21 protein-coding genes are annotated in these 24,110 nt (G+C 41.6%); 9 read left to right on the top strand and 12 right to left on the bottom strand.

Going from position 1 to position 24,110, the window contains the following annotated elements; genetic code table 11:
• The first annotated feature begins 43 nt into the window (after window positions 1-43).
• A complete protein-coding gene (gene dinG / locus ABR397_RS03725; protein ID WP_350304535.1) occupies window positions 44-2,179 on the top strand; it encodes an ATP-dependent DNA helicase DinG in 2,136 nt (711 codons plus the stop codon).
• A gap of 61 nt (window positions 2,180-2,240) precedes the next feature.
• Here the strand turns inward: dinG and ABR397_RS03720 are convergent, their stop codons facing one another.
• The 3 genes from ABR397_RS03720 to rhtA all read right to left on the bottom strand — a co-directional run bounded on the left by ABR397_RS03720 (window position 2,241) and on the right by rhtA (window position 4,429).
• Entirely contained in the window at window positions 2,241-2,462 is a 222-nt protein-coding gene (locus ABR397_RS03720) for an alkylphosphonate utilization protein (protein ID WP_021325754.1), read from the bottom strand.
• A 220-nt stretch (window positions 2,463-2,682) separates the two neighbouring features.
• A complete protein-coding gene (gene dps / locus ABR397_RS03715) occupies window positions 2,683-3,189 on the bottom strand; it encodes a DNA starvation/stationary phase protection protein Dps (protein ID WP_350304534.1) in 507 nt (168 codons plus the stop codon).
• 349 nt (window positions 3,190-3,538) lie between these two features.
• Window positions 3,539-4,429 carry a threonine/homoserine exporter RhtA gene (gene rhtA, locus ABR397_RS03710; protein ID WP_350304533.1) on the bottom strand — a complete coding sequence of 297 codons (891 nt, stop codon included), beginning with the start codon at window positions 4,427-4,429 and terminating at the stop codon, window positions 3,539-3,541.
• 478 nt (window positions 4,430-4,907) lie between these two features.
• Between rhtA and ABR397_RS03705 the strand changes: the two genes are divergently transcribed.
• Window positions 4,908-5,471, top strand: coding sequence for an LOG family protein (locus ABR397_RS03705; protein WP_350304532.1), 564 nt, complete (start codon window positions 4,908-4,910; stop codon window positions 5,469-5,471).
• An 83-nt stretch (window positions 5,472-5,554) separates the two neighbouring features.
• Here the strand turns inward: ABR397_RS03705 and ABR397_RS03700 are convergent, their stop codons facing one another.
• On the bottom strand, window positions 5,555-5,965 hold the full coding sequence (locus ABR397_RS03700; RefSeq protein WP_350304531.1) for a toxin: 411 nt from the start codon (window positions 5,963-5,965) through the stop codon (window positions 5,555-5,557).
• 1,070 nt (window positions 5,966-7,035) lie between these two features.
• On the opposite strand from ABR397_RS03700, the gene ABR397_RS03695 reads away from it, so the two are divergent.
• The 3 genes from ABR397_RS03695 (at window position 7,036) to ABR397_RS03685 (ending at window position 10,780) form a co-directional block, all read left to right on the top strand.
• Window positions 7,036-7,635, top strand: a complete 600-nt coding sequence (locus tag ABR397_RS03695; protein ID WP_350304530.1) for a TetR/AcrR family transcriptional regulator — start codon at window positions 7,036-7,038, stop codon at window positions 7,633-7,635.
• 209 nt (window positions 7,636-7,844) lie between these two features.
• Window positions 7,845-9,002, top strand: a complete 1,158-nt coding sequence (locus tag ABR397_RS03690) for an iron-containing alcohol dehydrogenase (protein ID WP_350304529.1) — start codon at window positions 7,845-7,847, stop codon at window positions 9,000-9,002.
• Between the two features lie 182 nt (window positions 9,003-9,184).
• Window positions 9,185-10,780: an ABC-F family ATPase gene (locus ABR397_RS03685; RefSeq protein ID WP_350304528.1), complete on the top strand. Its 1,596-nt coding sequence runs from the start codon at window positions 9,185-9,187 to the stop codon at window positions 10,778-10,780.
• A 65-nt stretch (window positions 10,781-10,845) separates the two neighbouring features.
• Here ABR397_RS03685 and moeB read toward each other — a convergent pair whose 3' ends face one another.
• The 4 genes from moeB to ABR397_RS03665 form a co-directional block, all read right to left on the bottom strand.
• Window positions 10,846-11,598 carry a molybdopterin-synthase adenylyltransferase MoeB gene (gene moeB / locus ABR397_RS03680; RefSeq protein WP_350304527.1) on the bottom strand — a complete coding sequence of 251 codons (753 nt, stop codon included), beginning with the start codon at window positions 11,596-11,598 and terminating at the stop codon, window positions 10,846-10,848.
• Complete coding sequence (moeA, locus tag ABR397_RS03675; RefSeq protein WP_350304526.1) at window positions 11,598-12,839, bottom strand: molybdopterin molybdotransferase MoeA; 1,242 nt, start codon at window positions 12,837-12,839, stop codon at window positions 11,598-11,600. The genes moeB and moeA overlap by 1 nt, the downstream gene beginning before the upstream one ends.
• Before the next feature lie 69 nt (window positions 12,840-12,908).
• On the bottom strand, window positions 12,909-13,346 hold the full coding sequence (locus ABR397_RS03670) for a GNAT family N-acetyltransferase (protein WP_350304525.1): 438 nt from the start codon (window positions 13,344-13,346) through the stop codon (window positions 12,909-12,911).
• A 150-nt stretch (window positions 13,347-13,496) separates the two neighbouring features.
• Window positions 13,497-14,243 carry an SDR family NAD(P)-dependent oxidoreductase gene (locus tag ABR397_RS03665; RefSeq protein WP_350304524.1) on the bottom strand — a complete coding sequence of 249 codons (747 nt, stop codon included), beginning with the start codon at window positions 14,241-14,243 and terminating at the stop codon, window positions 13,497-13,499.
• A 345-nt stretch (window positions 14,244-14,588) separates the two neighbouring features.
• Between ABR397_RS03665 and ABR397_RS03660 the strand changes: the two genes are divergently transcribed.
• The 3 genes from ABR397_RS03660 to yeiB all read left to right on the top strand — a co-directional run bounded on the left by ABR397_RS03660 (window position 14,589) and on the right by yeiB (window position 17,811).
• Window positions 14,589-15,776: a YbfB/YjiJ family MFS transporter gene (locus tag ABR397_RS03660; RefSeq protein ID WP_350304563.1), complete on the top strand. Its 1,188-nt coding sequence runs from the start codon at window positions 14,589-14,591 to the stop codon at window positions 15,774-15,776.
• Window positions 15,777-15,984: 208 nt separating this feature from the next.
• The gene (folE, locus tag ABR397_RS03655; protein WP_350304523.1) at window positions 15,985-16,644 is read left to right on the top strand and encodes a GTP cyclohydrolase I FolE; all 660 of its coding nucleotides are present in this window, start codon (window positions 15,985-15,987) and stop codon (window positions 16,642-16,644) included.
• 21 nt (window positions 16,645-16,665) lie between these two features.
• Window positions 16,666-17,811: a DUF418 domain-containing protein YeiB gene (gene yeiB / locus ABR397_RS03650; protein WP_350304522.1), complete on the top strand. Its 1,146-nt coding sequence runs from the start codon at window positions 16,666-16,668 to the stop codon at window positions 17,809-17,811.
• Here the strand turns inward: yeiB and sanA are convergent.
• Window positions 17,783-18,523: an outer membrane permeability protein SanA gene (gene sanA / locus ABR397_RS03645; RefSeq protein ID WP_350304521.1), complete on the bottom strand. Its 741-nt coding sequence runs from the start codon at window positions 18,521-18,523 to the stop codon at window positions 17,783-17,785. The two genes, yeiB and sanA, sit on opposite strands and share 29 nt — an antisense overlap.
• Before the next feature lie 591 nt (window positions 18,524-19,114).
• On the opposite strand from sanA, the gene ABR397_RS03640 reads away from it, so the two are divergent.
• Window positions 19,115-19,927 (top strand): 2OG-Fe(II) oxygenase family protein, encoded by an 813-nt coding sequence (locus ABR397_RS03640; RefSeq protein ID WP_350304520.1) that lies wholly within the window; start codon window positions 19,115-19,117, stop codon window positions 19,925-19,927.
• Between the two features lie 421 nt (window positions 19,928-20,348).
• Here the strand turns inward: ABR397_RS03640 and ABR397_RS03635 are convergent, their stop codons facing one another.
• The 3 genes from ABR397_RS03635 to ABR397_RS03625 form a co-directional block, all read right to left on the bottom strand.
• On the bottom strand, window positions 20,349-22,046 hold the full coding sequence (locus ABR397_RS03635; RefSeq protein ID WP_350304519.1) for an NAD-dependent malic enzyme: 1,698 nt from the start codon (window positions 22,044-22,046) through the stop codon (window positions 20,349-20,351).
• Between the two features lie 343 nt (window positions 22,047-22,389).
• Window positions 22,390-23,274, bottom strand: a complete 885-nt coding sequence (gene cdd / locus ABR397_RS03630) for a cytidine deaminase (protein ID WP_350304518.1) — start codon at window positions 23,272-23,274, stop codon at window positions 22,390-22,392.
• Between the two features lie 139 nt (window positions 23,275-23,413).
• Entirely contained in the window at window positions 23,414-24,109 is a 696-nt protein-coding gene (locus ABR397_RS03625; RefSeq protein WP_350304517.1) for a CidB/LrgB family autolysis modulator, read from the bottom strand.
• Between the last annotated feature and the right edge of the window lies 1 nt (window position 24,110).

Below are 24,110 nucleotides of genomic sequence, written 5' to 3'. Positions count from 1 at the left end.
TCTGTGGGACAATAGCGCTCCGGTTTTATGGCAGCAGAGTTCAATGGCACTTTCCAGTTCAATAAAAAATCAGATAAGCCAGTGGTATAAGGTGTTACCTCAGTATATCAATGGTTTTATTCCCCGCACTCCACAGAGGCAGATGATTGCTGAAGTTGCAAAAACACTTGCTGATCAGGAAGGGCGCCATTTGGTCATTGAAGCGCCGACCGGAATCGGCAAAACCCTTTCTTATCTGCTCCCTGGCATTGCGATCAGCAGGGCGGAAAGTAAGCCATTAGTTGTCAGTACCGCTAATGTCGCTTTACAGGATCAAATTTACAGTAAAGATCTTCCTCTGTTGCACAAAATTATTCCTGATCTGAAATTTACCGGTGCTTTTGGGCGTGGTCGTTATGTTTGTCCACGTAATCTCGACGCTATCTGTGCAGCTGATGGTGAACAGATAGATTTAATGCTGTTGGTTGAGGACAAAACAGAGCTTGCCAGTAGCGAAGAGAGGGAACTTTGTCGCCGGTTGCGTAGTGACTACACAACGTTTGCTTGGGATGGATTGCGTGATCACCATAAATTGGCTTTGTCCGATACTTTGTGGACGAAAGTCAGTACAGATAAGGCGAATTGCCTGGGTCGCAACTGTCAGTATCATCATCGCTGTCCGTTTTTTATTGCCCGCCGTGAGATCGAAAATGCAGATGTGGTGGTCGCTAACCATGCGTTAGTGATAGCGGCACTAGAGAGTGAATCGGTACTCCCTGATGCTAAAAATTTGTTATTGGTACTTGATGAAGGGCATCATATACCGGATGTCGCCAGGGATTCTCTGGAAGTTGAAGGGGAAATCACCCTGTTTCAGCTTAATGGTCAGCTAGATACTTTTATCCGTCATGTTGAACAATATCTGGTGCAATTTCGTCCGGCCAAGCCACCACGTCTGGCTAATGCCAGTCGTCTCAATGAACACAGTGAAAAATTACGGGAATGTTTTAAAGAGCTTGCCACTATTGCGCAGGCACTTTTACCTGAAAATAATGAAGTAAATGAATATCTGTTTGAGATGGGTAAGTTGTCGGATAATTTGCGACTTTGCTGCCAGCAACTGTTTAAACTGACCGATGGTTTACGGGGATTAGCAGAAGCGATACTGAATGATCTGACTGAGCAAACGGCTAAACAGGATATTGTCCAGTTGCATCGGTCTATTTTACATACCAGCCGCACACTGGGTTATTTCGAAAATATGACTAAATTGTGGCGCCTGGCGTCGCTGGAAGAGTCATCCAATGCGCCGGTGTCAAAATGGCTGAGACGCCGTTATGAAAGAAATCAGTCACACCTCTACTTCCATTGTGCCGGTATCAGAGTCAGTGAACAGCTCAATCAACTGCTTTGGCGTAATGTTCCTCATGTGGTTGTGACATCGGCAACGCTTCGTTCTTTGAATAGTTTTTCCCGTATCCAGGAATTAACTGGGTTAACTGAAACAATGGCTGATCGTTTTGTGGCGCTGTCGTCACCTTTTGATCATGTAAATCAGGGGCGATTGGTTATTCCCAAAATGTCATTGGAGCCGACACTTGATAATGAAACTGCTCATTTGGCGGAAATGGCGCGTTATTTCAGGACGCAATTGCTGAGTCAGCAACATAAAGGCATGTTGATTTTGTTCAGTAGCCAAAGGGCCATGGATATCTTCCTCTCTTATGTGACGGATTTACGCTTGATGTTGCTTGTGCAGGGTGATCAGCCACGTTATCGGTTAGTTGAAACACACTGTCAGCGTATCAATGAGGGACAATGCAGTGTATTGATTGGATTGCAATCTTTTGCTGAAGGGCTGGATTTAAAGGGGGGTTACCTGTCCCAGGTTCATATTCATAAAATTTCATTCCCTGCCGTTAATAATCCGGTGATTATCACTGAAAGCGAGTGGTTGAAATCACTCAAACGCTATCCTTTTGAAGTACAGAGTTTGCCAAGTGCTTCTTTCAGCCTTATTCAGCAAGTGGGAAGGCTTATCCGTAGTCATGAGTGTTATGGTGATGTGGTTATTTATGACCGGCGTTTACTGAGCAAAAGATATGGTGCGAGGTTGTTGAAGGCACTGCCGGTTTTCCCTATTGAACAGCCGGAAATTCTTTCAGAAGCGGAGATCAGACAAATGAAAAAGGATAAATAACTTACCACTAAAAACTGTAATTTATTTATCCTTTACAAATAAAATCGATATAAAAGTCTATTTATCCTACTTTTTTCAGAAAACAGGTTTTCAATACCAAGCCTTTGAGTTTATCTGCGTTACATTCAATTTCATCTTCGCGATGGTTCAGGCGAATATTTTTAATGATAGTACCGCGCTTTAATGTCGCTGATGTGCCTTTTACTTTCAGATCCTTGATGACCTGTACAGAATCGCCATCATTGAGCACAGTACCATTGCTGTCTTTTACTTCGGCATCCATTTTATTATTTCCTCAAGTTATTTATGAAAATAAATCTCGATTATAGACAATTAATGCTGGTTTTTAAAGGATATGGTGACGTTTGTCCATATGGAGGGTATTTTATGATATTTTTCTGTGCCGGCGTTGGGTGGTAAAGGGGAGAAAGAAACAACCCCCGTTGTTGTTAACCGGGGGTTGTGAGTAATGCAGAGCTCTTAATGTAACGGCTCTTTATATTTTATTGCTCAACGCTTGCTTCAATAAACCATAAGAATTTGTCGAGGTCACGGGAGGCTGCGGTGAACATGTCCGCGGTATTTTCATCTTCAACCTCACCAATTGCTTCGCGGATATCATTAGCAACAATGGCATAACGGTCAGCCAGTGCTTTTAGATGATCTTGTACGTCATGAATATTCGTTGGGTAGCTTCTCAGTAAAGTGCTTTTATTAACTTCTTGTACTGTTCCGAGAGCTATTCCACCAAGTTGTACAACTCTTTCTGCGAAAATATCCAGATGTTCAATAATAGTGGCACGAAAGTTATCCAGCATTTCATGGATGGAAATGAAATTTTTACCGCGCATGTTCCAATGTGCCTGTTTGGTCAGCAGGGAAAGATCAATAAATTGAATCACCATATGGTTTAAAATTTCAATTGTTTCTTGCTTAACGCTATCATCGACGTCATTACGAGTATAAAGCAGTGTGGATGGTGCTGTTTTGACTAATTTAGCAGTACCCATAATAATTTTCCCCTAGTATTAATAATGAGCTTCTCATTTATTGAAATGAATATAACTCAATATTATTTTTAAATCATATAGTTTATTCCTATTAAATCAATAGTTCATTATTATAAAGTTTTGGATAAAATAATTATGTTTAATATATTTATATTGTTATATATCAATAGAGATATGGTTTTCTTTGATAATTATTTTTTCGACTTACGGATTATGCTTAATATTTAATTATTGCTTAGATGTGGATGATTTATTTATTGATGAATGATAATAGTTATATTGATTAATAACCGGAGAATTATTTTATTAATTACTCCGGTTTTCATTCTATTTTTATTAGATAAAGTGATTAATCGACCTTGGTAATTTTAGGTTTTCTTTTAATCGTTGACGTAGAACCAATAGAGGCAAAAATAATACAAAACAGGGCCAGCCATTGAATAGTGGTCAGGTGTTCATTGAGGAACACAATACCAGATAGAGCGCCAAGTGCTGGTTCAATACTCATCAGAGTACCAAATGTTTGTGCAGGTAAACGGGTCAGGGCAATCATTTCCAGCGTATATGGGAATGCTGTGGATAGAATAGCGATTGCCAGTGCCAGAGGCATAATTGACATATCAAATAACAGTTCTGGCCCTGTTTGTATCAGCCCCACAGGGAAAAATATCAAGGCTGCGATAAATGAACCGATAGAAACCGTTGCTGCGCCATAACCAGCCCCAGCGCGTTGGCCAAAAATAATATACAGTGCCCAACAAACACCCGCACTGAGTGCATAAATAATACCTATAGGATCCAAGCCATTAATATTATTACCAATGGGTAACAGGAAAGCCAGACCGGCGATAACCAGCGCGACCCAAAGAAAATCTATTGGCCTGCGTGATGAAAACATGGCTACGGCCAATGGGCCGGTAAACTCAAGAGCGACGGCGATACCTAAAGGAATTGTTGTCAGTGCCATATAGAATGTATAGTTCATTGCTCCAAGAGCAATACCATAGGTAAGCAGCGGCATAATTGAATTTCGGCGAAAACTCAAGCGCCAGGGTTTAAAAATAATGAACAGAATGATAGTTCCAAGACCTAGCCGCAAAGCGGTAACGCCAGGTGCGCCGATCACTGGAAACAGTGTTTTAGCAAGGGAAGCGCCACTTTGAATTGATGTCATGGCAAGTAGTAACAATATTACAGGTATTAACGGAAAGGCACTCTTTTGGAGCTTGGAAGAAGACATCCGGGCAAAACCTCAATTGAAATCAAGTGATCTGGCCGGTAATATTCGCAGTGAAATGCAGATAACTCAATAGGTTTAGAGAATATAATTTTAGAGAAATATTTTTCATTTATTAAGATTATACTGCATCTGGATAGTGAAATTATTTTTCATTATTGGTGTATAACCCTGAAAAAATTTATATTGCATTTTAATGTATTGAAAATTTAGAGATTGCAGGTGATGAGAATCCCATGGTAATCTGAATTAGGCTTCGTTTTATGCTTTAATAGTTAAGCGTAAATTACGATTGCTACTAAACTAATGCCGCATATTATTATAAAGCAATTCCTATCTGTCTTTTTCATTTATTAGGTTATTTTGTTTTTCTTGGTTTTTTAATTTAAATTATCTTTTGCATAAGTGAGTTGTATAATAGTGATGCTAATGTATAATCAATATCTTTCACTGTAAAGATGAAGTAACAGGAGCTTAGATAATGAAGAGTATTGCCGTTTATTGTGGTTCAAGCCTAGGGATATCTGAAATCTATAAAGAAAATGTCATTATCTTCGCAAAGGAGTTAGTTAAGCGTGATATTACGCTGATTTATGGTGGAGCCAGTGTGGGTATTATGGGAACTGTTGCTGATACTGTTTTGGAAAACGGCGGTAAAGTTGTCGGTGTTATTCCCACATTATTGGAAGAACGCGAAATATCACATAAAAATCTGACTGAATTATACGTTGTTGAAACTATGCATCAGCGTAAAAATAAGATGGTTGAGTTAGCTGATGGTTTCGTTGCTTTGCCTGGAGGCTTTGGCACGTTGGAAGAGTTCAGTGAAGTATTTACCTGGAGTCAGATTGGGTTGCATACTAAACCTTGCGGTATCTTGAATATCAATAACTTTTATGATCCACTGATTGCCATGATTAATAAAATGGCTGATGAACAATTCTTGCATGAAAAATATCGCCATATGGCAATAGTCGAACAAGATCCTGTTGTCTTGCTTGATCGTTTTAATTCTTATCGAGCACCATCTGTAAAAACGTATTAAATTATAAATAAACCATTCCTGTTGGGAATATATTAATTTAAATATATCCTACAGGAATGGTTGTTAATATTAAGGATTAAGCATTAGCTTACAATAGTATATTCTACGATTGGATTATTACCGTTATCTGCTGAGTAGGATAAATGTAAATCATCACCTTCATAGTCTGTTGATATTGAATAGCTGCTGCTTCCGATCAGTGGGTTATTCCATGTAATATAGATATTGTAAATTTCACCTTTACTGTCTACAAATACATAAGTACAGCGCCCTGCAACACCACCTAGCAGACTGTTTGAATCACTTCTCCAAATGCCTTTTCCTGCGGTGTTATCACTGCTTTTATTAATTATTTGCGGAGGAAGAGTTGTCCACTCACCCTGATCCAAACGAATAGAATCTTGAATAAGTTTAAGTTTATATGCTGATTTGTTAGTTACTTTTGCAGTAACACTGATTGGTGCTTTTAATGAAATCGCTTCAATCTCTGACATAATATTACCTCTTATAAAAAATTAAAAAAATAATTATTAAATACCAAGATCTTAATTTAACCTATTATGGCTATATAAAATACTTTGGCGTGTAACCGAACTTTTTAATCATATTTTATGATTGGTTTTTTTACCTTTCATTAGAATTCCATTTCATAACGCTTCCTAAAAGTTAATTTATTTATATTTTGGTTTTCCACCCACTATTACAAATGGTTAGTGTCGATTCTTATTTCTTTAATAAGTTAAAATTAACAATTAACCGTTTGTTAAAATAAATTTCCTGTAATTTCGGTGTTTTTCAAATATACCTTTTCTCTCGGATAAATGTCAATTTTTTTACCCTCTGAGTTTTGTTATAAAATAATAAGAGATTAATTATATCTTTATACTTAAAAACATAGATATAGATGATAAAATATATCTATGTTTTTAATGGTTAATATGTAAAATAATTGTAATGATAAATAAAAATAGATTGTCAGGTTTATAATTAACTAATAATAATTTAATTACTTATTGAGTGTTAATTTACCACTGAATTGATGAAATGTTAATGTATTGTAATGTTGTATGGGGAGGTTTATTGATTTATTCACCTATTGATTAACAGATGTTTTGATAATGAGACAAGATTATATTCACTATAGGTATTATCACATTGTTAATGGAAATATCATTAATATTTAGTACTTAATCTATTTATTCGCAGTGTAATATGCCACTATTGGCTTCTCTTATTTCTTTATTGTGTCTAATTTGAGAGTGCATTCAACATTAAATAAAACCATATAACGATATCGTTTTATAATTCAACGTGGTCAATAGAATAAGAACCTTCTTTCTATCTTATTAAAAGTGAGTTATTAAAGCAGTTCATGGCGCATTTTTAATAATGCATTATTCTATTGATGAAATTTTGTCTCAACATGTGCTTAAGAATCGAGCTATAAATCAGCAAGAAAATGGTAGGAATTTGTATTTATAGGAGAATTTTCTAATCTCTTTGCTGACAGGAAAATTTCATTTAAGTTGTAGACGATTGGTCTAATTCGGTATAGGTTATATCTATGCAAACAAATAGAACCCCCCAAGATATTCGTCAGCACATCCTAGAGGTTGCTCAGCAACTTATTGGATGTAAAGGTTTTTCGGCTGTCGGACTCAATGAAATTCTCAAAGCGGCGGAAGTGCCGAAAGGCTCGTTTTACCATTATTTTGCGTCGAAAGAGGTGTTTGGCGCGGCTATGCTTGAAGATTACTTTATGCATTATCTCGAAAGAATGGATAACATCATGGCGCGTAAAGAATGGACAGCTAAAGAGAACCTGCTGCAATACTGGCAGGGTTGGTTGGAGCCTTTGGGAGACGGCGCTTTCTGTGGGCAGAAGTGTCTGGTTGTCAAGCTTGGCGCTGAAGTCAGTGATCTCTCTGTAGCGATGCGTTTGGTGCTGGAAAATGGTACAAAAAATATCATCATGCGTCTTGCTGCTGTAGTAGAAAGCGTTGCTGATGAAGGTGGGTTGGAATGTGCTGCTGAAGAAACCTTCCCTCTGTCTGAAATGTTGTACCAGACTTGGTTAGGGGCGAGTCTGATGGCGAAGATCACACAAAGTAGTGCACCGCTACAGAGCGCTATGACCACCACAAAGCGATTGTTGAATGCATAACGAGTAAAAACACTGTTGTAGATCACTATTCATCAGTATTTTTTTATACTTAATGATTAGACGACTGGTCTACTTTTTGGCTCCAGAGGCATTCATTGGACTATTGCAAGGCTGTAATTTCGGTAAGTTAGTTATTCGTGTCGGCCCCGATAATTAAATTCTGCGAAGAACGTTAAAGAATTATATCCAACTGATCCAGCGAGGTAATTATGCGAAATTTTGAGTATTACAATCCAACTAAAGTCATTTTCGGTAAAGATACGATTAGGCGTCTTGACGACCTGGTGCCACGGGACGCGCGGGTATTGATTCTCTATGGTAGCAGCAGCGCTGAAAAAAGCGGGACATTGGATGAGGTCAGGCACGCGCTGGCTGATCGGTCTATCCGGGAGTTTGGGGGTATTGAAGCTAACCCGACTTATGAAACTATGATGAAAGCGGTTGAATTGGTACGCAATAGTGAGGTGGATTTCCTGCTTGCTGTTGGTGGTGGTTCTGTGATTGATGGCACTAAATTTGTGGCTGCCGCAGTGAATTTTGAAGGGGAACCCTGGCATATTCTGGAAGAACATGGTCGTAATATTCGGGGCGCTCTTCCATTTGGTACAGTTTTGACTTTACCGGCAACGGGTTCAGAGATGAATGAGGTTGCTGTTATCACCAATAAGGCAAAACAAGCTAAACTGGACCTTATAAGCTCATTTGTTTTCCCCCGGTTCTCTATTCTGGACCCAACGAAAACGTATACTTTGCCGTTACATCAGGTGGCTAACGGGGTGGCTGATGCTTTTATACATATTATAGAGCAGTACCTGACTTACCCCGCTAATGGTATGGTGCAGGATCGGCTTGCTGAAGGATTAATGCAGACACTGATTGAAATTGGCGCTCAGGCGATAAGCTCGCCAGACGACTACGATATTCGTGCAAATTTGATGTGGGTTGCGACCTCTGCTCTCAACGGATTGGTTGGTGCAGGCATGCCGCAGGATTGGTCCACACATATGATAGGACATGAATTAACTGCGCTTTACGGCATTGATCATGCGCGCACACTTGCGATTACCTTGCCGGCAAATCTGCAAATTCGCCGGGAAAGCAAACGTGGCAAATTGTTGCAGTATGGTGAACGTGTTTGGGGCATCACCAGCGGAAATGAAGAACAACGTATTGATCAAGCTATTGCACATACCCGCAGTTTCTTCGAGAATTTGGGGCTCCACACTCGTTTGTCTGATTACAACCTCGGTGTTGATGACATTGAGCGTGTGATAGAACAATTGGAAGCTCACGGAATGACTAAACTAGGTGAAAACAGAGATGTTACGTTAGATATTAGTCGTCAGATCTTGCAAGCAAGTCTTTAGAGCTGGAAGAATGCCCTGGGAGCCCGGGGCTTCTCCCCGCAACCTGCTTACCTGCCATACTCCCGTCTTTTGCTGAGAAACAAACATAACTATAGGCGATACTGTTGTTTTATTGTGGCATAATACGCCGCTATCGATTTTTTCCGATTTCCCTTTTGTTTCTAAATTTAAGAGCGAATGCAGTGTTAAGTACAAACAACATCACCATGCAATTTGGCAGTAAGCCCCTGTTTGAAAACATTTCTGTCAAGTTTGGCAACGGTAACCGTTATGGTCTGATTGGCGCTAATGGTTCTGGTAAATCCACGTTTATGAAAATCCTTGGCGGCGATCTGACGCCAACTGCCGGTAATGTCAGCACGGATCCCAATGAGCGTATTGGTAAACTGCGTCAGGATCAGTTTGCCTTTGAAGAGTTCACTGTACTGGATACAGTGATTATGGGACACACGGAACTGTGGCAAGTGAAACAGGAGCGTGACCGTATTTATGCGATGGCGGAAATGAGCGAAGAAGATGGCTATCGTGTTGCGGATCTGGAAGTGTCCTACGGCGAGATGGATGGTTATAGTGCCGAAGCGCGTGCCGGCGAGTTGTTGCTGGGTGTGGGTATTCCGGTAGAACAACATTATGGCCCGATGAGTGAAGTGGCTCCCGGCTGGAAATTGCGTGTTTTGCTGGCTCAGGCTCTGTTTTCTAATCCTGATGTTCTGTTATTGGATGAGCCAACCAACAACCTGGATATTGATACCATTCGCTGGTTGGAGCAGGTGTTAAATGATCGAGACAGCACCATGATCATTATTTCCCACGATCGTCATTTCCTGAATACAGTTTGTACTCACATGGCAGATCTGGATTATGGTGAATTACGTCTGTTCTCCGGCAACTATGATGAATATATGGTTGCTGCAACTCAGGCACGTGAACGTCTGCTAGCTGATAATGCGAAGAAGAAAGCACAGATTGCGGAGTTGCAATCTTTTGTCAGCCGTTTCAGTGCCAATGCTTCCAAATCAAAACAGGCGACTTCCCGCGCCCGTCAGATTGATAAAATTCAGTTGGATGAAGTTAAAGCATCCAGTCGTCAGAATCCCTATATCCGCTTTGAACAGGATAAGAAATTATTCCGTAATGCTCTGGATCTAGAAGGTTTGACGAAAGGCTATGACAATGGCCCGCTGTTTAAAAATCTCAATATGTTGCTGGAAGTTGGCGAGAAAATGGCGGTTATCGGTGCTAACGGTATCGGTAAAACAACTTTCCTGAAAACGCTGGTTGGTGAAGCAGAACCAAACAGTGGCGCGGTTAAATGGTCTGAAAACAGCAGCATTGGGTACTATGCTCAGGATCATGCCGGTGATTTTGACTACGATCTGACGGTTTTCGATTGGATGAGTCAGTGGAAGAGAGAAGGGGACGATGAGCAAGCCGTCCGCAGTGTGCTAGGGCGTTTGTTGTTCGGTCAGGATGATATCAGGAAGAAAGTTAAGGTGTTATCTGGTGGTGAAAAAGGCCGGATGCTATTTGGCAAGTTGATGATGCAACAGCCAAATATTTTGATAATGGATGAACCAACAAACCACCTGGATATGGAATCCATTGAATCCCTGAACCTGGCTCTTGAGTTGTATAAAGGGACGTTGATATTTGTTTCTCATGATCGGCAATTTGTCAGCTCATTGGCAAGCCGTGTTCTGGAAATCAAGTCTAATAAAATTATTGATTTTAAAGGGACTTATGATGAATACCTGAGAAGTCAGGGGATTACTGAGTAAGCGCTTTTAAGAATAAGTTGCTCCGGTTTAGGTAACTGGGGCAACTTATTTTTATCTGTGGATGGTTAGCTGCTGCACACTTCGCAATTGGGATCTTTCAGTAAGTTAATATCGCGGAATTGCATCGTCATGGCATCAAACAGTAAAACCTTTCCGTTGCTTACCTTGCCATATCCAGTGAGTAATTTGATAGTTTCCATGGCTTGCAATGTCCCGATGGTACCGACCAATGGCGCCATAACGCCCGCTTCAACACAAGTCAGGTTATTTTCACCAAACAGTCTGCTCAAGCAGTGGTAGCAGGGGGAATCCGGCTGATAAGTAAATACGGTTAATTGTCCTTCCATACGAATAGCTGCGCCGGAAACCAGTGGAGTTTTCCTGATCAAGCATAGGCGGTTTAACTGTTCGCGGATCGCCACATTATCAGTGCAATCCAATACAGCATCATTTTCGCTAATAAGTTTATCCAGCGCCTGATCTTCCAGCAATGCATCGACGGTGTTGATGATGGCATGCGGGTTTATTGCTTGAAGCGTTATTTGGGCCGAATGTACTTTAGCCATCCCGATGCGTTCATCTCGATGCAGGATCTGCCGTTGCAGGTTCGATAGAGAAACGGTATCAAAATCCAACAGTGTTATCGTTCCCACGCCTGCTGCTGTCAGATACTGGGATGCAGCACAACCTAAGCCGCCCGTACCCACTATCAGGATCTTCGAGGATTTCAGTTTTTCCTGGCCGTCAAAATCAAACCCACGCAGGACAATTTGACGGTTGTAGCGCAGGGTTTCTGCGTCTGTCAGTTCAATGGTCATTATTCGTTTTTCAATAGATGATTGAACAATTCGATCTTAACCATTTCGCCAGCTTCTACCCAGCCACGTTCGCGCTCCAGAACGATAAAGCAGTTACCCAAGTTGAATGAACTGAATATATGAGAACCTTGATGTCCTGTAGTGCGGACTTCCAACTCACCTTGTTCATTCACAGAGATAATACCGCGTTGAAAATCTGTTCTTCCCGGTGTTTTTTTCAATGGCGTAGTCACCTTGGCATGGAGGCGTATTGGTGGTTGCCATGCTGTAAAACCGGACAGACGGGCGATTAGAGGTTGCACCAGTTGATAGAAGGTAAGGACAGCTGAAACTGGATTACCAGGCAGACCACAGAACCAGGCGTTTTTCAGTTTGCCAAAAGCAAAAGGTTTACCCGGTTTAATTGCCAGTTTCCAGAAACTGATTTCACCCAGCTCATCCAACATCTGCTTGGTGTAGTCTGCTTCACCCACAGAGACGCCGCCACTGCTGATAACTAAATCCGCTTTTTGATCCGCTTCTTCGAAAGCCTTGCGCAGGGCTTTGGGATTGTCGGCAATAACGCCTAAATCAATGACGTCGCAGTCCAGTTTTTCCAACATCAGGCGAACAGCAAAGCGGTTGGTATCATAAATCTGGCTTTCTCCAAGAGGCAGACCGATGGCTTGCAGTTCATCACCGGTGGAGAAAATGGCAACTTTTAATTTGCGAACCACTTCGATTTTAGCGATTCCCAGAGAGGCAATCAGTGGTAATTGAGCGGTGGATAATTTACTGCCTGCCGGCAATACTACCGCCCCTTTGGGGATATCTTCGCCTGCCAGACGGATATTCTGGCCCCGTTTGGCTGGTTGCGAGAAAACAACGCCATCATCAGTAACCTCTGTGTGCTCTTGCATAATGACAGTATCTGCACCTGCGGGAACAGGAGCGCCGGTCATAATCTGGATGCAGGTTGTCGCGGGCCATTCTCCCTGAAAAGGCGCGCCAGCCAGTGCTTTTCCTGCCAGAGGAAGAGGGATGTTTCCATTCAAATCGGCATAGCGAACGGCATAACCATCCATTGCTGAGTTAGCAAAAGGCGGGACATTGATAGGAGAAAGAATATCTGCCGCGGTAATCCGCTCTGATGATTGGATGAGATTGACGGTTTCTGTGTCAGTCAGTGGTGCAACTTGCGTCAGGAGTTTTTCCAGCGCTTGTTCTAAAGAGATCAATCCAGAGGTGTGACAGTGATCCATAATGATGCTCCAAAATAGCATTTTGTTATAGCACCATTATGGCAGAGATCATCATATGCGTTAGTTATATTAAACTTTAATAATTGCTAACATATCTTCACCGTCTTCATCCATACCGACTTCAACAAAACCAAAGCTGGCATAAAAGTTTTGTGCGACAGGATTATTCGGGTTGTAACAGATTTCGATCTCTTCCAATCCATTTGTTCGTCTAATTTCATCTAGGGCTAACAGCATTGCTTTGCGTCCAATACCCTTGTTTTGATAGTGCTGATCCACCATAAATCGCCAAATCGATATTCTTCGCTCCGTCTCAGGCACCCACATAAAAAATCCAACAGGTTTGCCGTCTAAGCAAATGGTACGTGTTTGGTATGAGGGGTTGAATTTTGATTCAACGAGTGACCACGTGTTGTCTGCAACATATTCATATTGGTGCTTGTCTACACTTAGATCACAGACAGCTTCGTAGTTGTCCTTATCCACATCAGTAAGGGTTATGTACATGCAATATCCTTTTGAGTTAGCTCATTTTTGCAAGATAAACGTAGGTATTATCTAATGTTTGTTCAGAGAGAAATAGCTGGCTACCAGAGTAAGTCCGATTGAATTTGGCGGCATCCAGCTAGCAATATTTACTGTGTTATCAGGTAAATTTTATAAAGTTTGACCGCTGTCAATCTTGATGATCTGCCCTGTCATTGCTTCTGCTTTTAGTAACATCAAGGTTATTTCTGCGACATCTTCTGGTGTTGAGATGCGTTCTAAAGGCAAATGTGTACAGAAGGTTCGCATTTTCTCCTCTAGCCCTTTCCACCATCTGGTTTCGACCGCGCCTGGCGCCACGCAGTTAACTCTTATTGATGGCGCCAATGCACGGGCCAATGATCTTGTGAGCCCGTGAATGGCTGATTTGGAAACCGCATAGGGAATGGAAGAACCATGACCGGTTTCGCCAGAGATACTACCGATATTCACGATAGCGCTACCCGCTCTTTTCCTAAGATAAGGTGCTGCATACCGGCAACAATGAAATGTGCCTTTCACGTTAACGTCAAGAATGGTATTCCAAATATTGTCGGATATAGATTCGAGATCATCAAATTGAAGTTGCTTTGTTGTCCCTGCATTATTAATCAGGTAGTCGATGCCGTTAAATTTTTCAGCAACAGTGTTGATCATTGCCTGTACAGCGGATTCATCGGCAATATCGGCTTTTATTGCTATGGCTTGCCCTCCATCCCGGATAATAGATTCTGTTGTTTCCCGAGCTTCAAGTTCACTTTGTGAATAGATAACTGCCACGGCAGCGCCTTGTTTCGCTAGCATGATACTGATTGCCCGTCCTATACCGGTTCCACCTCCGGTAACAATTGCTGTCTTACCTTGGAATTCTTTATACATAAAAAGCTCCTTATTAATAATATTGGTACACACAACATGATAAATCATACATTTCTGGCAGCGGCTTGACAGTATTATTAGTGCGCTATTGAGTGCAGGATCAGTTTATGTTGCGCTGTAACAGTCTGATTTAACCTTGGTCAAAGGTGAACGAATAGAACGGAGCATGAGATTTCAAATACTTTGTCGTCCCAGATACCGTAACTTAAGGCTTACTGAATACTTTATTAAGGGTAAGAAATACTTTACGTCTCTATGTGAATTTTATTAATAATAAGAGTGTATTACATTTGATTTTTGTTATAGCTTGTGAAAAATAAATTAAAAAATGATGTTTTCATGACAATGAGCAATTCAACTTCTCCTCAGACGAATCACCGCTATCAGGCTTTTCATATCGCAATGAGTGGCTTTTTGGCACTGGTTGTTGCTATGGGAATTGGACGTTTTACCTTCACTCCCCAAGTTCCCTTAATGATCGTAGAATCCCAGATTAGTCTGACTGGCGCGGGTATCATCGCAGCTTTTAACTATCTGGGATATCTGGCGGGTTCTTATGATGCGATGCGGGCACGCTGTTTTATTGAATATCGGCTCTGGGCAGGATTATGGGGAGTGGTCATTATCACGTTGCTGTCTGCACTGCTGGATGAGCCGATATTACACAGTGTCGCCCGTTTTTTTATTGGTTGGGCAAGTGGCTTGACATTAGTGCTGGTGGCGGCATGGGTAAATGAGCAGTTAGCTAGCTTAAACCGTCCTGCGTTGGGTGTTGCCATATTTGCAGGACCCGGAGTTGGGATATTCGTTACTGGTATTCTTGCTGTCGGGATTCAGGCATGGCAATTGAGTGCTGCCGAAGCATGGATGTTGTATGGCATTGTGGCGCTGATTTTTAGTATCTATATTAGTCGGCATTTGCCCCGTAGCGGTAAACTACACCGTTCACAGGCTGAGATGAAGAAGCTGATTTGGACACCTGCAATTAAGCGGTTGGTATGGAGCTACAGTTTGGCGGGGTTTGGTTATATTTTACCTGCCACTTTTCTTTCGCAAATGGCAAGTGATCGTTTCCCTGGCAGCTTGTTTGCTCAGTTTGTCTGGCCGATATTTGGTAGCGCCGCAGTCATCGGCATCGGTTTCGCTATTCTGACCCGCCATATGCTGACAACCCAAATCCGGTTGGCAATCACTTTATGGATCCAAGCCGTGGGGATTCTTATCGCTGAGATTGTACCGGGAATAAGTGGCTTGGCGTTAAGCGCTTTGCTGATTGGTGGTGGTTTTATGTGCGCGGTGCAAATGGCGTTTCAGTATGGGCGTGAACTGGCGCCGGAACATAGCCGTTATATGGCCGGGTTGCTGACTACAGGCTATGCTATTGGGCAGCTTGTTGGGCCGGTGCTGTCAGCAGTTTCCACCGCGATAACCGGGAAACTGGAGCCTGCGCTGTATGTGGCATTGATCACTCTGGTGATTGCCGGGTTACTGGTTTGTAGCAGGAATAAGCCAGTTGGTGAGGCTAGTGTGTAATGCCATAAAATGCGCATACAAATATCGGCCTATCCCACATCACAGTAAACGGAATTGTTGGCTCAGACGCTTGGTTGTGCTATACCAATCATGGCCGCGATATTAATGCGGCGCGAAATATCAGATTGCCTTAGTTATGGTACTAATGACTCGAACATCAATTTTACTACCCGCCAGATAATGGAAAGTAATACCTTTGGAGAAAAGAATGTCATCCCTAAGTAAAGAAGCTGAGCTTGTGCATTCGGCGCTGGAAGCTCGTGGTCTTGAAACTCCTCTTCGTGGTCAGGCGTTGATGCCGGAAGTGCGCAAAGTGCGGATTGAAGAGCATATGACGGAAATTATGAAACTGTTGAATCTTGATCTAAATGATGACAGTTTGGCGGAAACCCCCCGGCGTATTGCAAAAATGTATGTTGATGAAATCTTTTCAGGGCTGGACTACAGTAATTTTCCGAAAATCACATTGATAGAAAATAAAATGAAAGTGGATGAAATGGTGACAGTGCGTGATATCACGTTAACCAGTACCTGTGAACATCATTTTGTGACTATTGATGGTAAGGCGACTGTTTCCTATATCCCGAAAGATAAAGTAATTGGGTTATCTAAAATTAACCGCATTGTGCAGTTTTTTTCGCAGCGTCCACAGGTACAGGAGCGTCTGACCCAACAGATCCTGATTGCATTACAGACACTGCTTGGCACCAATAATGTTGCCGTATCTATTGATGCGGTCCATTACTGTGTGAAAGCCAGGGGCATCCGTGATGCAACCAGTACCACGACAACGACATCCCTAGGGGGGTTGTTTAAATCCAGTCAAAATACCCGTCAGGAGTTTTTACGCACAACACGTCATTTGTAATTTTTACACCGGGATATAAGAATGGCCCGCCAGAGAATTGGTGCACTGGACAGTATTCGTGGTCTGGCGATTCTGGGGATATTGCTGCTCAATATCTCCGGTTTTGCTTTGCCATCCGCAGCTTATTTGAACCCGGCATATAATGGTTCAGTTTCTTCTGCTGATTTGGTTATCTGGTCTGTGCTCAGTATCTTTGCTCAGGGAAAATTCCTGTGTATTTTTGCCTTCTTATTTGGTGCAACACTGGAGTTATTACTACCAAGGGGTAAAGTCTGGAACTACCCACGATTAATCATACTTGCCCTGATTGGCGGGATACATGGCGTCCTGTTTTGGGATGGTGATATTTTACTCTCTTACAGTTTGACCGGTTTTTTTAGTTTTTATCTGATTAGCCAAAATAGCACCAATAGCCGGTTATTTATGAACGGTGTTGTTTTTTATCTGATTGGATTAGTGCTGTTATTTATTCTTGGTTTTTTTTCCAGAGGTGAATCTAACGATGCCTGGCGACCGACTGAATTCCATATGTTATACGAAACATTCTGGAAAACGGGTGGTGGATGGCTGGCAATAGAAGAACGTTTTAATCAAATCATGTTGATGATGGTCATGCTGTTTGTTCAGTATGGCTGGCAACTGAGCGGCATTATGTTATGTGGTGCCGGATTAGTGCGTAATGGCTGGCTGAAAGGTGAATTTCCGGTGAGTCATTATCGAAATGTGGCGCTATTGCTGATACCACTCAGTATTGCTGTCCAGATATTCTCTGTGGTGCTCCAGTATGTGCATAACTGGGATTTCTTTTGGTCAGGTATTGTTGGTTATATCCTTTCTGAATTGGTAATTCCATTTCAGGCGCTGGGTTATATGGCTTTGATATATGGTTTTTGGCCGGTAATTGCATGCTGGCGAATTAATCGTTGGCTCAGGCGGGTTGGACGAATGGCGATGAGTAATTATTTACTGCAAACTTTAATCTGTACTGTGTTGTTTTATCACTTTGGATTCTTTGGTCAATTCAGTCGTTTGGAGTTACTGACGTTTATTCCATTTATTTGGACCATAAATATTCTTTTTTCATGCTGGTGGTTACGTTGTCACCAGCAAGGGCCATTAGAATGGCTGTGGCGAAATGTTACGGCGGCATTGGCACGCTCCTCTTAGGCTGGGTTTTGTCCATTTCTTGCAATTCTTCCGGGGTTACCGCCGGATAATTGGTTATACCTTCTGGTATTTTATGCGGAGCAGGTATTGGGATCAAAGGACCCAGGAAACGCGGTTCGCGTTTCAAAATATAAAGATCAGTCAAGGCGCCAAGGCGGGCAATTATCTCACGTAACCGGACGGTAATCATATTTTTAGGTGTGGAAACTGCATAGCACTGAGCGTCAATTCCCATATGTATAGCGATAAACAGCGCCCGTTCGCAATGGAATCGTTGAGTGATAATCGTAAAATCATTGGTGTCAAAAACTTTACGGGTTCTGACTATCGAATCAAGCGTTCTGAAACCAGCAAAATCCAGCACGATGTTTGTGGCAGGAATACCTGCTTTTACTAAATCCCTGCGCATGGTGACAGGTTCGTTATAACTTTGCTGGGCATTGTCGCCGCTCAGTAATAGATATTTGATTTTATCGCTGTTATAAGCATTAACTGCACCCTGAATGCGGTACATATAATACTGATTGGGTGCACCGGAATGGTAGTATTTAGACGTACCAAGCACCATACCTACTTCGCGTTCAGGAAGTTTTTTGAGGTCATCAAAAATATAAGGGGCTGTTTTCCAGCTAATCCAGCGGTCAAGTATAATAGCTGTGAGCGTCAGCATCCCTGCGATGAATAACAGACTAATTATCAGGCGCTTCCACATGCTTTTGCCTTTAATATGCATCAATGACTAATATTGACTAAAGGCTACTTTACCTGAAATTCCGAAGCAAGTTTTCTCATAAGAAAAAAGTCTGATATGTTGTCTGTTTCTTGATATTTTGTCCCGCAGCAGTCGGTAGACGCCGCATCAAGGGGGCGGATATACCGTAAAACCCGATTATATTCTTTTTATGAGTTTTAGTATGCTATTTTTGATTTGCACACGTTTTACTTTATGCTAAATATTGCCGAAGCTGTTTCTGCGGTAGATATGCCAATTCTGATCTGCCTAGAATTTATGAGGGATTATATTGTCTATTTATTATTATAATTATCATTGAATATTAAATTGATTATTTTCAAGTTTATAGTAAATCTCATAAAATAAAATCGTTGCAATCATAATCTTCACTATTATTAAATGTGTAATTAGTAAAATAACTTAAATATATATCTATATCTATTTTGGTGATTAATATCGTGTTGATTAAAAGTGCTTTTACTGGATAGAATATTGGAACTAACATTTTCTGGTGTATTTTTATGTAGGAGAATTTTCCGAAATCATGTTAAGTATAACAAGGTGACTTTTATGAAAAATGAAGTGATTTTATCTAATTCTTTGCAAGAAAGTGATCTCAATAAGCTATTTAATGATGAAGTGTTAGCAGTCCATGTGAAAAAATATGTAGATAGTCATATTTCAAATAAGCTTTCTGATTTTTTCCTCTCTCATGAAAATCTAGAGCATTATCTTCATGATTTAAAAAAAGGAGATGAAATTGTTTTAGTTGATTACGGTGTTGATAGAGTTGGTGTGCCTTATAATATGACTTTTGGAAAATCTAAAGATAGTGATAGTTATAAAAGATATTTTGAGAATGCATTACCTGCAATAAGAAATGTCAGAAATTTCTGTGCTCCAATGCTAGCGCCGTTCGATAAATTTCGTTTAGAAATGGATGAAATATGGTCTGCGGGTGCCAGTATTGCAAATTTTGAAGGTAAAAAGATGCATGCGGGGATTGCCAGAGTCATGAGAAGACCAGAACTCTCTATCATGTCTGAAATACAACCTCACTTTGATGGCCTTCAACAACAATCTGTTAATTTGCTCGGGCAATTTTCTGTAAACATATATATAAAAGTACCTGTAAGTGGAGGGGAATTAGAGTTGTGGGATGTTCCCGCTATTCCTATTACCGAGTTGATTGAAGATAGTTCAGAACATGATTGGCGGGGTTCTCTTCCTCCATCTATTTGTATTAAGCCAGAATTGGGAGATTTAATAATAATAAACACCAGGAAACCCCATGCAATTCGTAGCTTTTCTGAGGGAAGCAGAATATCGTTGCAAAGTTTCATCGGCGTATCACCAAATAAACATCTAATGTTATGGAATTAATGATGTTATTGATGTAATTATCATATTGGGAATGTTTTTTCTTTTAGGGATTGGGAGTATTACATCCCAATCCTATAAATATATAAGAGAAGTGAAGGAAATAGAAGTATCATGCTAACTTCGTGAAATATATATATTTTTTTTGCTGTTAATGTGCAATTCAATAATGCTATATCAGTTAAGTATAATTTAGTGAGAATTGTCATAAACCTTCGGATAATGTGGGCTGAAATATGAGGGAAAAATCTTGCAGGGTTTTCAGATATTAAAATGCCGCAATGAATATGCGGCATAGAGGTATAGTGGGTTTAAAGGCTGCGGTGCTCGTCATTTCCGTCTTCTGGGTTTGTGCCAGACTCGCCAGGGACGAGTAACAACCGATAATGTGGGAAACGCTTTGCCCGATCCAAGCGGATAACCGTCATAATGAAGTACGTTTATATACGCGATATTCCGGTTTCCAGAAGTTACGTTCAATCGCTTCATCCAACGCACCGTCTGACGTGACAGTTGCAACACCTTGTATTTGCGCTTCTTTTGCAACTTGTTTCGCAATTTTGCGAGAAATTTCCTGAATATCATCAATAAGTGGCAGTAATGGGCCTGTACCCTCTTTAGCTAATGGTGAACAATCAGCTAATGTCCGGCTTGCCGCCATCAACATGCCGTCAGTGACGAGTTTGGCCCCGGAGGCAATAACACCTAAGCCAATTCCAGGGAAGATATAGGAGTTATTACATTGAGCGATCGGATACTCTTGATCTTTATATTTTACTGGATTGAATGGGCTACCTGTTGCAACCAGAGCAGCTCCGTTAGTCCAGTTGATAATATCTTCAGGCCGGGCTTCAACACGGGAAGTTGGGTTGGATAATGGCATAACGATTGGGCGTTCACAGTGTTTATGCATCTCACGGATGATCTCTTCTGTGAACAGCCCTGCTTGACCTGAAACGCCAATTAATACTGTAGGTTTAGCATTACGAACAACGTCGAGCAGAGAGATAGAATCGCTGTTCACATCCCATTCAGCTAAGGAGTCGTTTTTTTGTACCAGTTTGTTCTGGAAATCCAATAAATTTGGTAGTTTATCTGTCAGTAAACCGAAACGATCAACCATGAAAATACGGGCGCGAGCTTGTTCTTCACTTAAACCTTCAGATTTCATCTGGGCGACAATCTGCTCTGCGATACCGCAGCCAGCGGAACCTGCCCCCAGGAAAGTGACGGTTTGATCTTTTAATTGACGACCAGCAGCGCGGCTGGCTGCAATCAGGCTGCCCAGTGTAACAGCGGCGGTTCCCTGAATGTCATCATTAAAGCAACAAAGCTCATGGCGATAGCGGTCGAGCAGGGGCATGGCATTTTTTTGCGCGAAATCTTCAAACTGTAGCAGCACATTGGGCCAGCGGCGCTTAACGGCCTGAATAAATTCATCAACAAATTCATCATATTCTGCACCGGTAATACGCGGATGGCGCCAGCCCATATATAACGGGTCATTCAGGCGCTGGGGGTTATTCGTTCCCACATCCAGGACTACCGGCAGCGTATAAGCCGGGCTGATACCACCACAGGCGGTATACAGGGAAAGTTTACCAATAGGAATACCCATACCGCCGATACCTTGGTCACCCAGACCAAGAATACGTTCACCATCGGTGACAACGATAACTTTTACATTTTGTTTAGTCGCATTTTGCAGCATGTCATCAATATGCGTTTTATTTGGATATGAGATGAACAAGCCACGGGCGCGGCGGTAAATATCAGAAAAATGTTCACAAGCTTCACCAACCGTTGGGGTATAAATGATTGGCATCATTTCGCTCAAATGTGCATCCAGCAGGCGGTAGAACAGAGTTTCGTTAGTGTCTTGAATATTTCGCAGATAAATGTGTTTATCTGCATCATTTTTGAAATCAAGATACTGCCGATAGGCGCGTTCAGCTTGTTCTTCGATAGTTTCAACCGCTTCCGGTAATAAGCCATGAAGGTTAAAGTTGCCGCGTTCTGCTTCAGTAAAGGCACTGCCTTTATTGAGCAGGGGAAATTCCAACAGGATGGGGCCAGAATAGGGAATATATAATGGACGTTTATTTTCGTGTTCCAGTTCCATGAATCTTACTCTTTGAACTAAATGGATAACAAGGTCAGCTATAGATCCTAAGAGATAGGAAAAATATGTACAGCAAATGTTACTTAATTAGAGGTATTATGAGTAAAAATGAGAGATAACATCCAGATTTAGCTAATAAAATGTTACGTTAACTATTTTTATAGGAGAAAATCCTCCATCCGGGTTATAGATATCTACATAATTTTCATAAAAAGGAGCGTTAATATTTCGTGTACATTTAATTTCCTATCGCCGGGCTTGATGCCCGGCAGAGCCGTCGGTGCAAATTTCGTATACGCACGGTTGAGTGTGACTAGAGGAAAAAGCGCATTTTTCACTGAATTCAGAACGTGTGATACTCAAATTTACTACAGCCTAGTGCGGCAAGTGTGGATTGAGTTGCACTTTGTTGGGACAAATCGCTGTTTTTTCCCTCAACTAATACTGCTCTTTCGATAGCCAGACAATCACCACCAGAAATATTCATCAGGATAAGGGCAGCTTGCAATGGGGGTAAGCTTGGATTAAATGCAGCATTTTCTGCATAACGCCCAGGATAGATTTTTCCATTTTTTCCCAGCAATGCTGTACCGCTGTACGAATTGCTGTATGGGGCATGGCTCCGATTTGCTGCATCCAATGCGGTTAGTACAAGTTCATCAGTGGCTTCTAGTTTATAACCATGATTAACCGGGTCCATCAACAGAGTAGTGATACCCAAATCGTTTGGACCGAAAGCGTCTGGTAAATAGTGCCCCAATGTTGAAGGCGCCTGTTTTGGCAAATGTACCTCTAGTTGTGTACCACTATTAAGTTCATTCATAAACTGGCGGCAGTGACCGCATGGAGAGTAATTAACCGTGATAGAGGTCAGTTTTTTCTCGCTGCGTAACCAGGCGTGAGTAATAGCACATTGTTCAGCATGAATAGTTTGCTGTAATGGCACATTGGTAAATTCCATATTTGCGCCGAAGTAGAGATTTCCGCTTTCGCCCCGGGCAATTGCGCCGACATTAAAATGTGATATCGGAGTCAGGGAGCATGCTGCTGCGAGTGGCAGCAGGGCGATAGCCAATGTGTTATCGTCAAAGCCACAGGTTTTCTTGACCGATTCAGCTTGTTCAGCCGTAAGCATGGCAGGAAAGTCGTCGTTTCCTGCATAGGGAAAAAGTGCATCTTGTAGTTTAGATGGCAATTGTGCCCAGATAGAGCGAAAGCGAGCTTGCATAGAATGATCTCCAAATTAACTTAAGATCATTCTAGATGCTCTGATTAGATTTTAAATGTGACCAGTATCACGAAAATAATGAAAATTATGTAATTAAAGTTGGTAATTGAGAGATTTGTATCAAATTTTCAACGGGCAATTAACTAAATAGATATAGCAGCACTGGGAATATAAAAGGGGCGGTTAGTGAAGTAATGATGCCACAGGTCATCAATGCTAATGAACTGTATGCTCCTTCAACAAAATTGATTTCTGTACAACGGGCGGTGCCTAAAGCATGTGATGCCGTCCCCATTGCTAAACCGCGGGATGCTTTGGTTTTCACTTGCAAGAGGTCGAACAGGTTATGACCAAATATTGCCCCAAGAATGCCGACAAAAATGACGCAAGCGGCACTGATTGCCGGGATGCCGCCAATAGCATCTGCTACTGCCATTGCTATTGGCGTAGTGACTGATTTAGGCAATATCGAAGCGGCCATTTCAGGTGTTGCGCCCATCCATAATGCAATAGCGGTACCTGTAACCATAGCGACAATACTGCCGATAAAACAGACACTGATAATGGATTTCCATTGGGTGCGGATCTGGTGCAACTGTTCATATAAAGGGTATGCCAGTGCAACTACTGCGGGCTGGAGCAGATCGTTAAGAATTCGGCTGCCGGCGAAATAGTGTTCATAGGGGATATTGGTTATTAACAATATTGGGATCAGTACAGCGATAGAAACCAATAAAGGATTCAGAATAGGCATTTTGAATCTTAGTGAAAGTTTTCTTGCGGCGTAGAATACAATCAATGTTAATGGCAGTGACCACCAAATATGACTTAACATA

Source organism: Photorhabdus viridis (assembly GCF_040256935.1).
GTDB lineage: Bacteria > Pseudomonadota > Gammaproteobacteria > Enterobacterales > Enterobacteriaceae > Photorhabdus > Photorhabdus viridis.
This window is presented reverse-complemented; position numbering and strand designations above follow the sequence as displayed.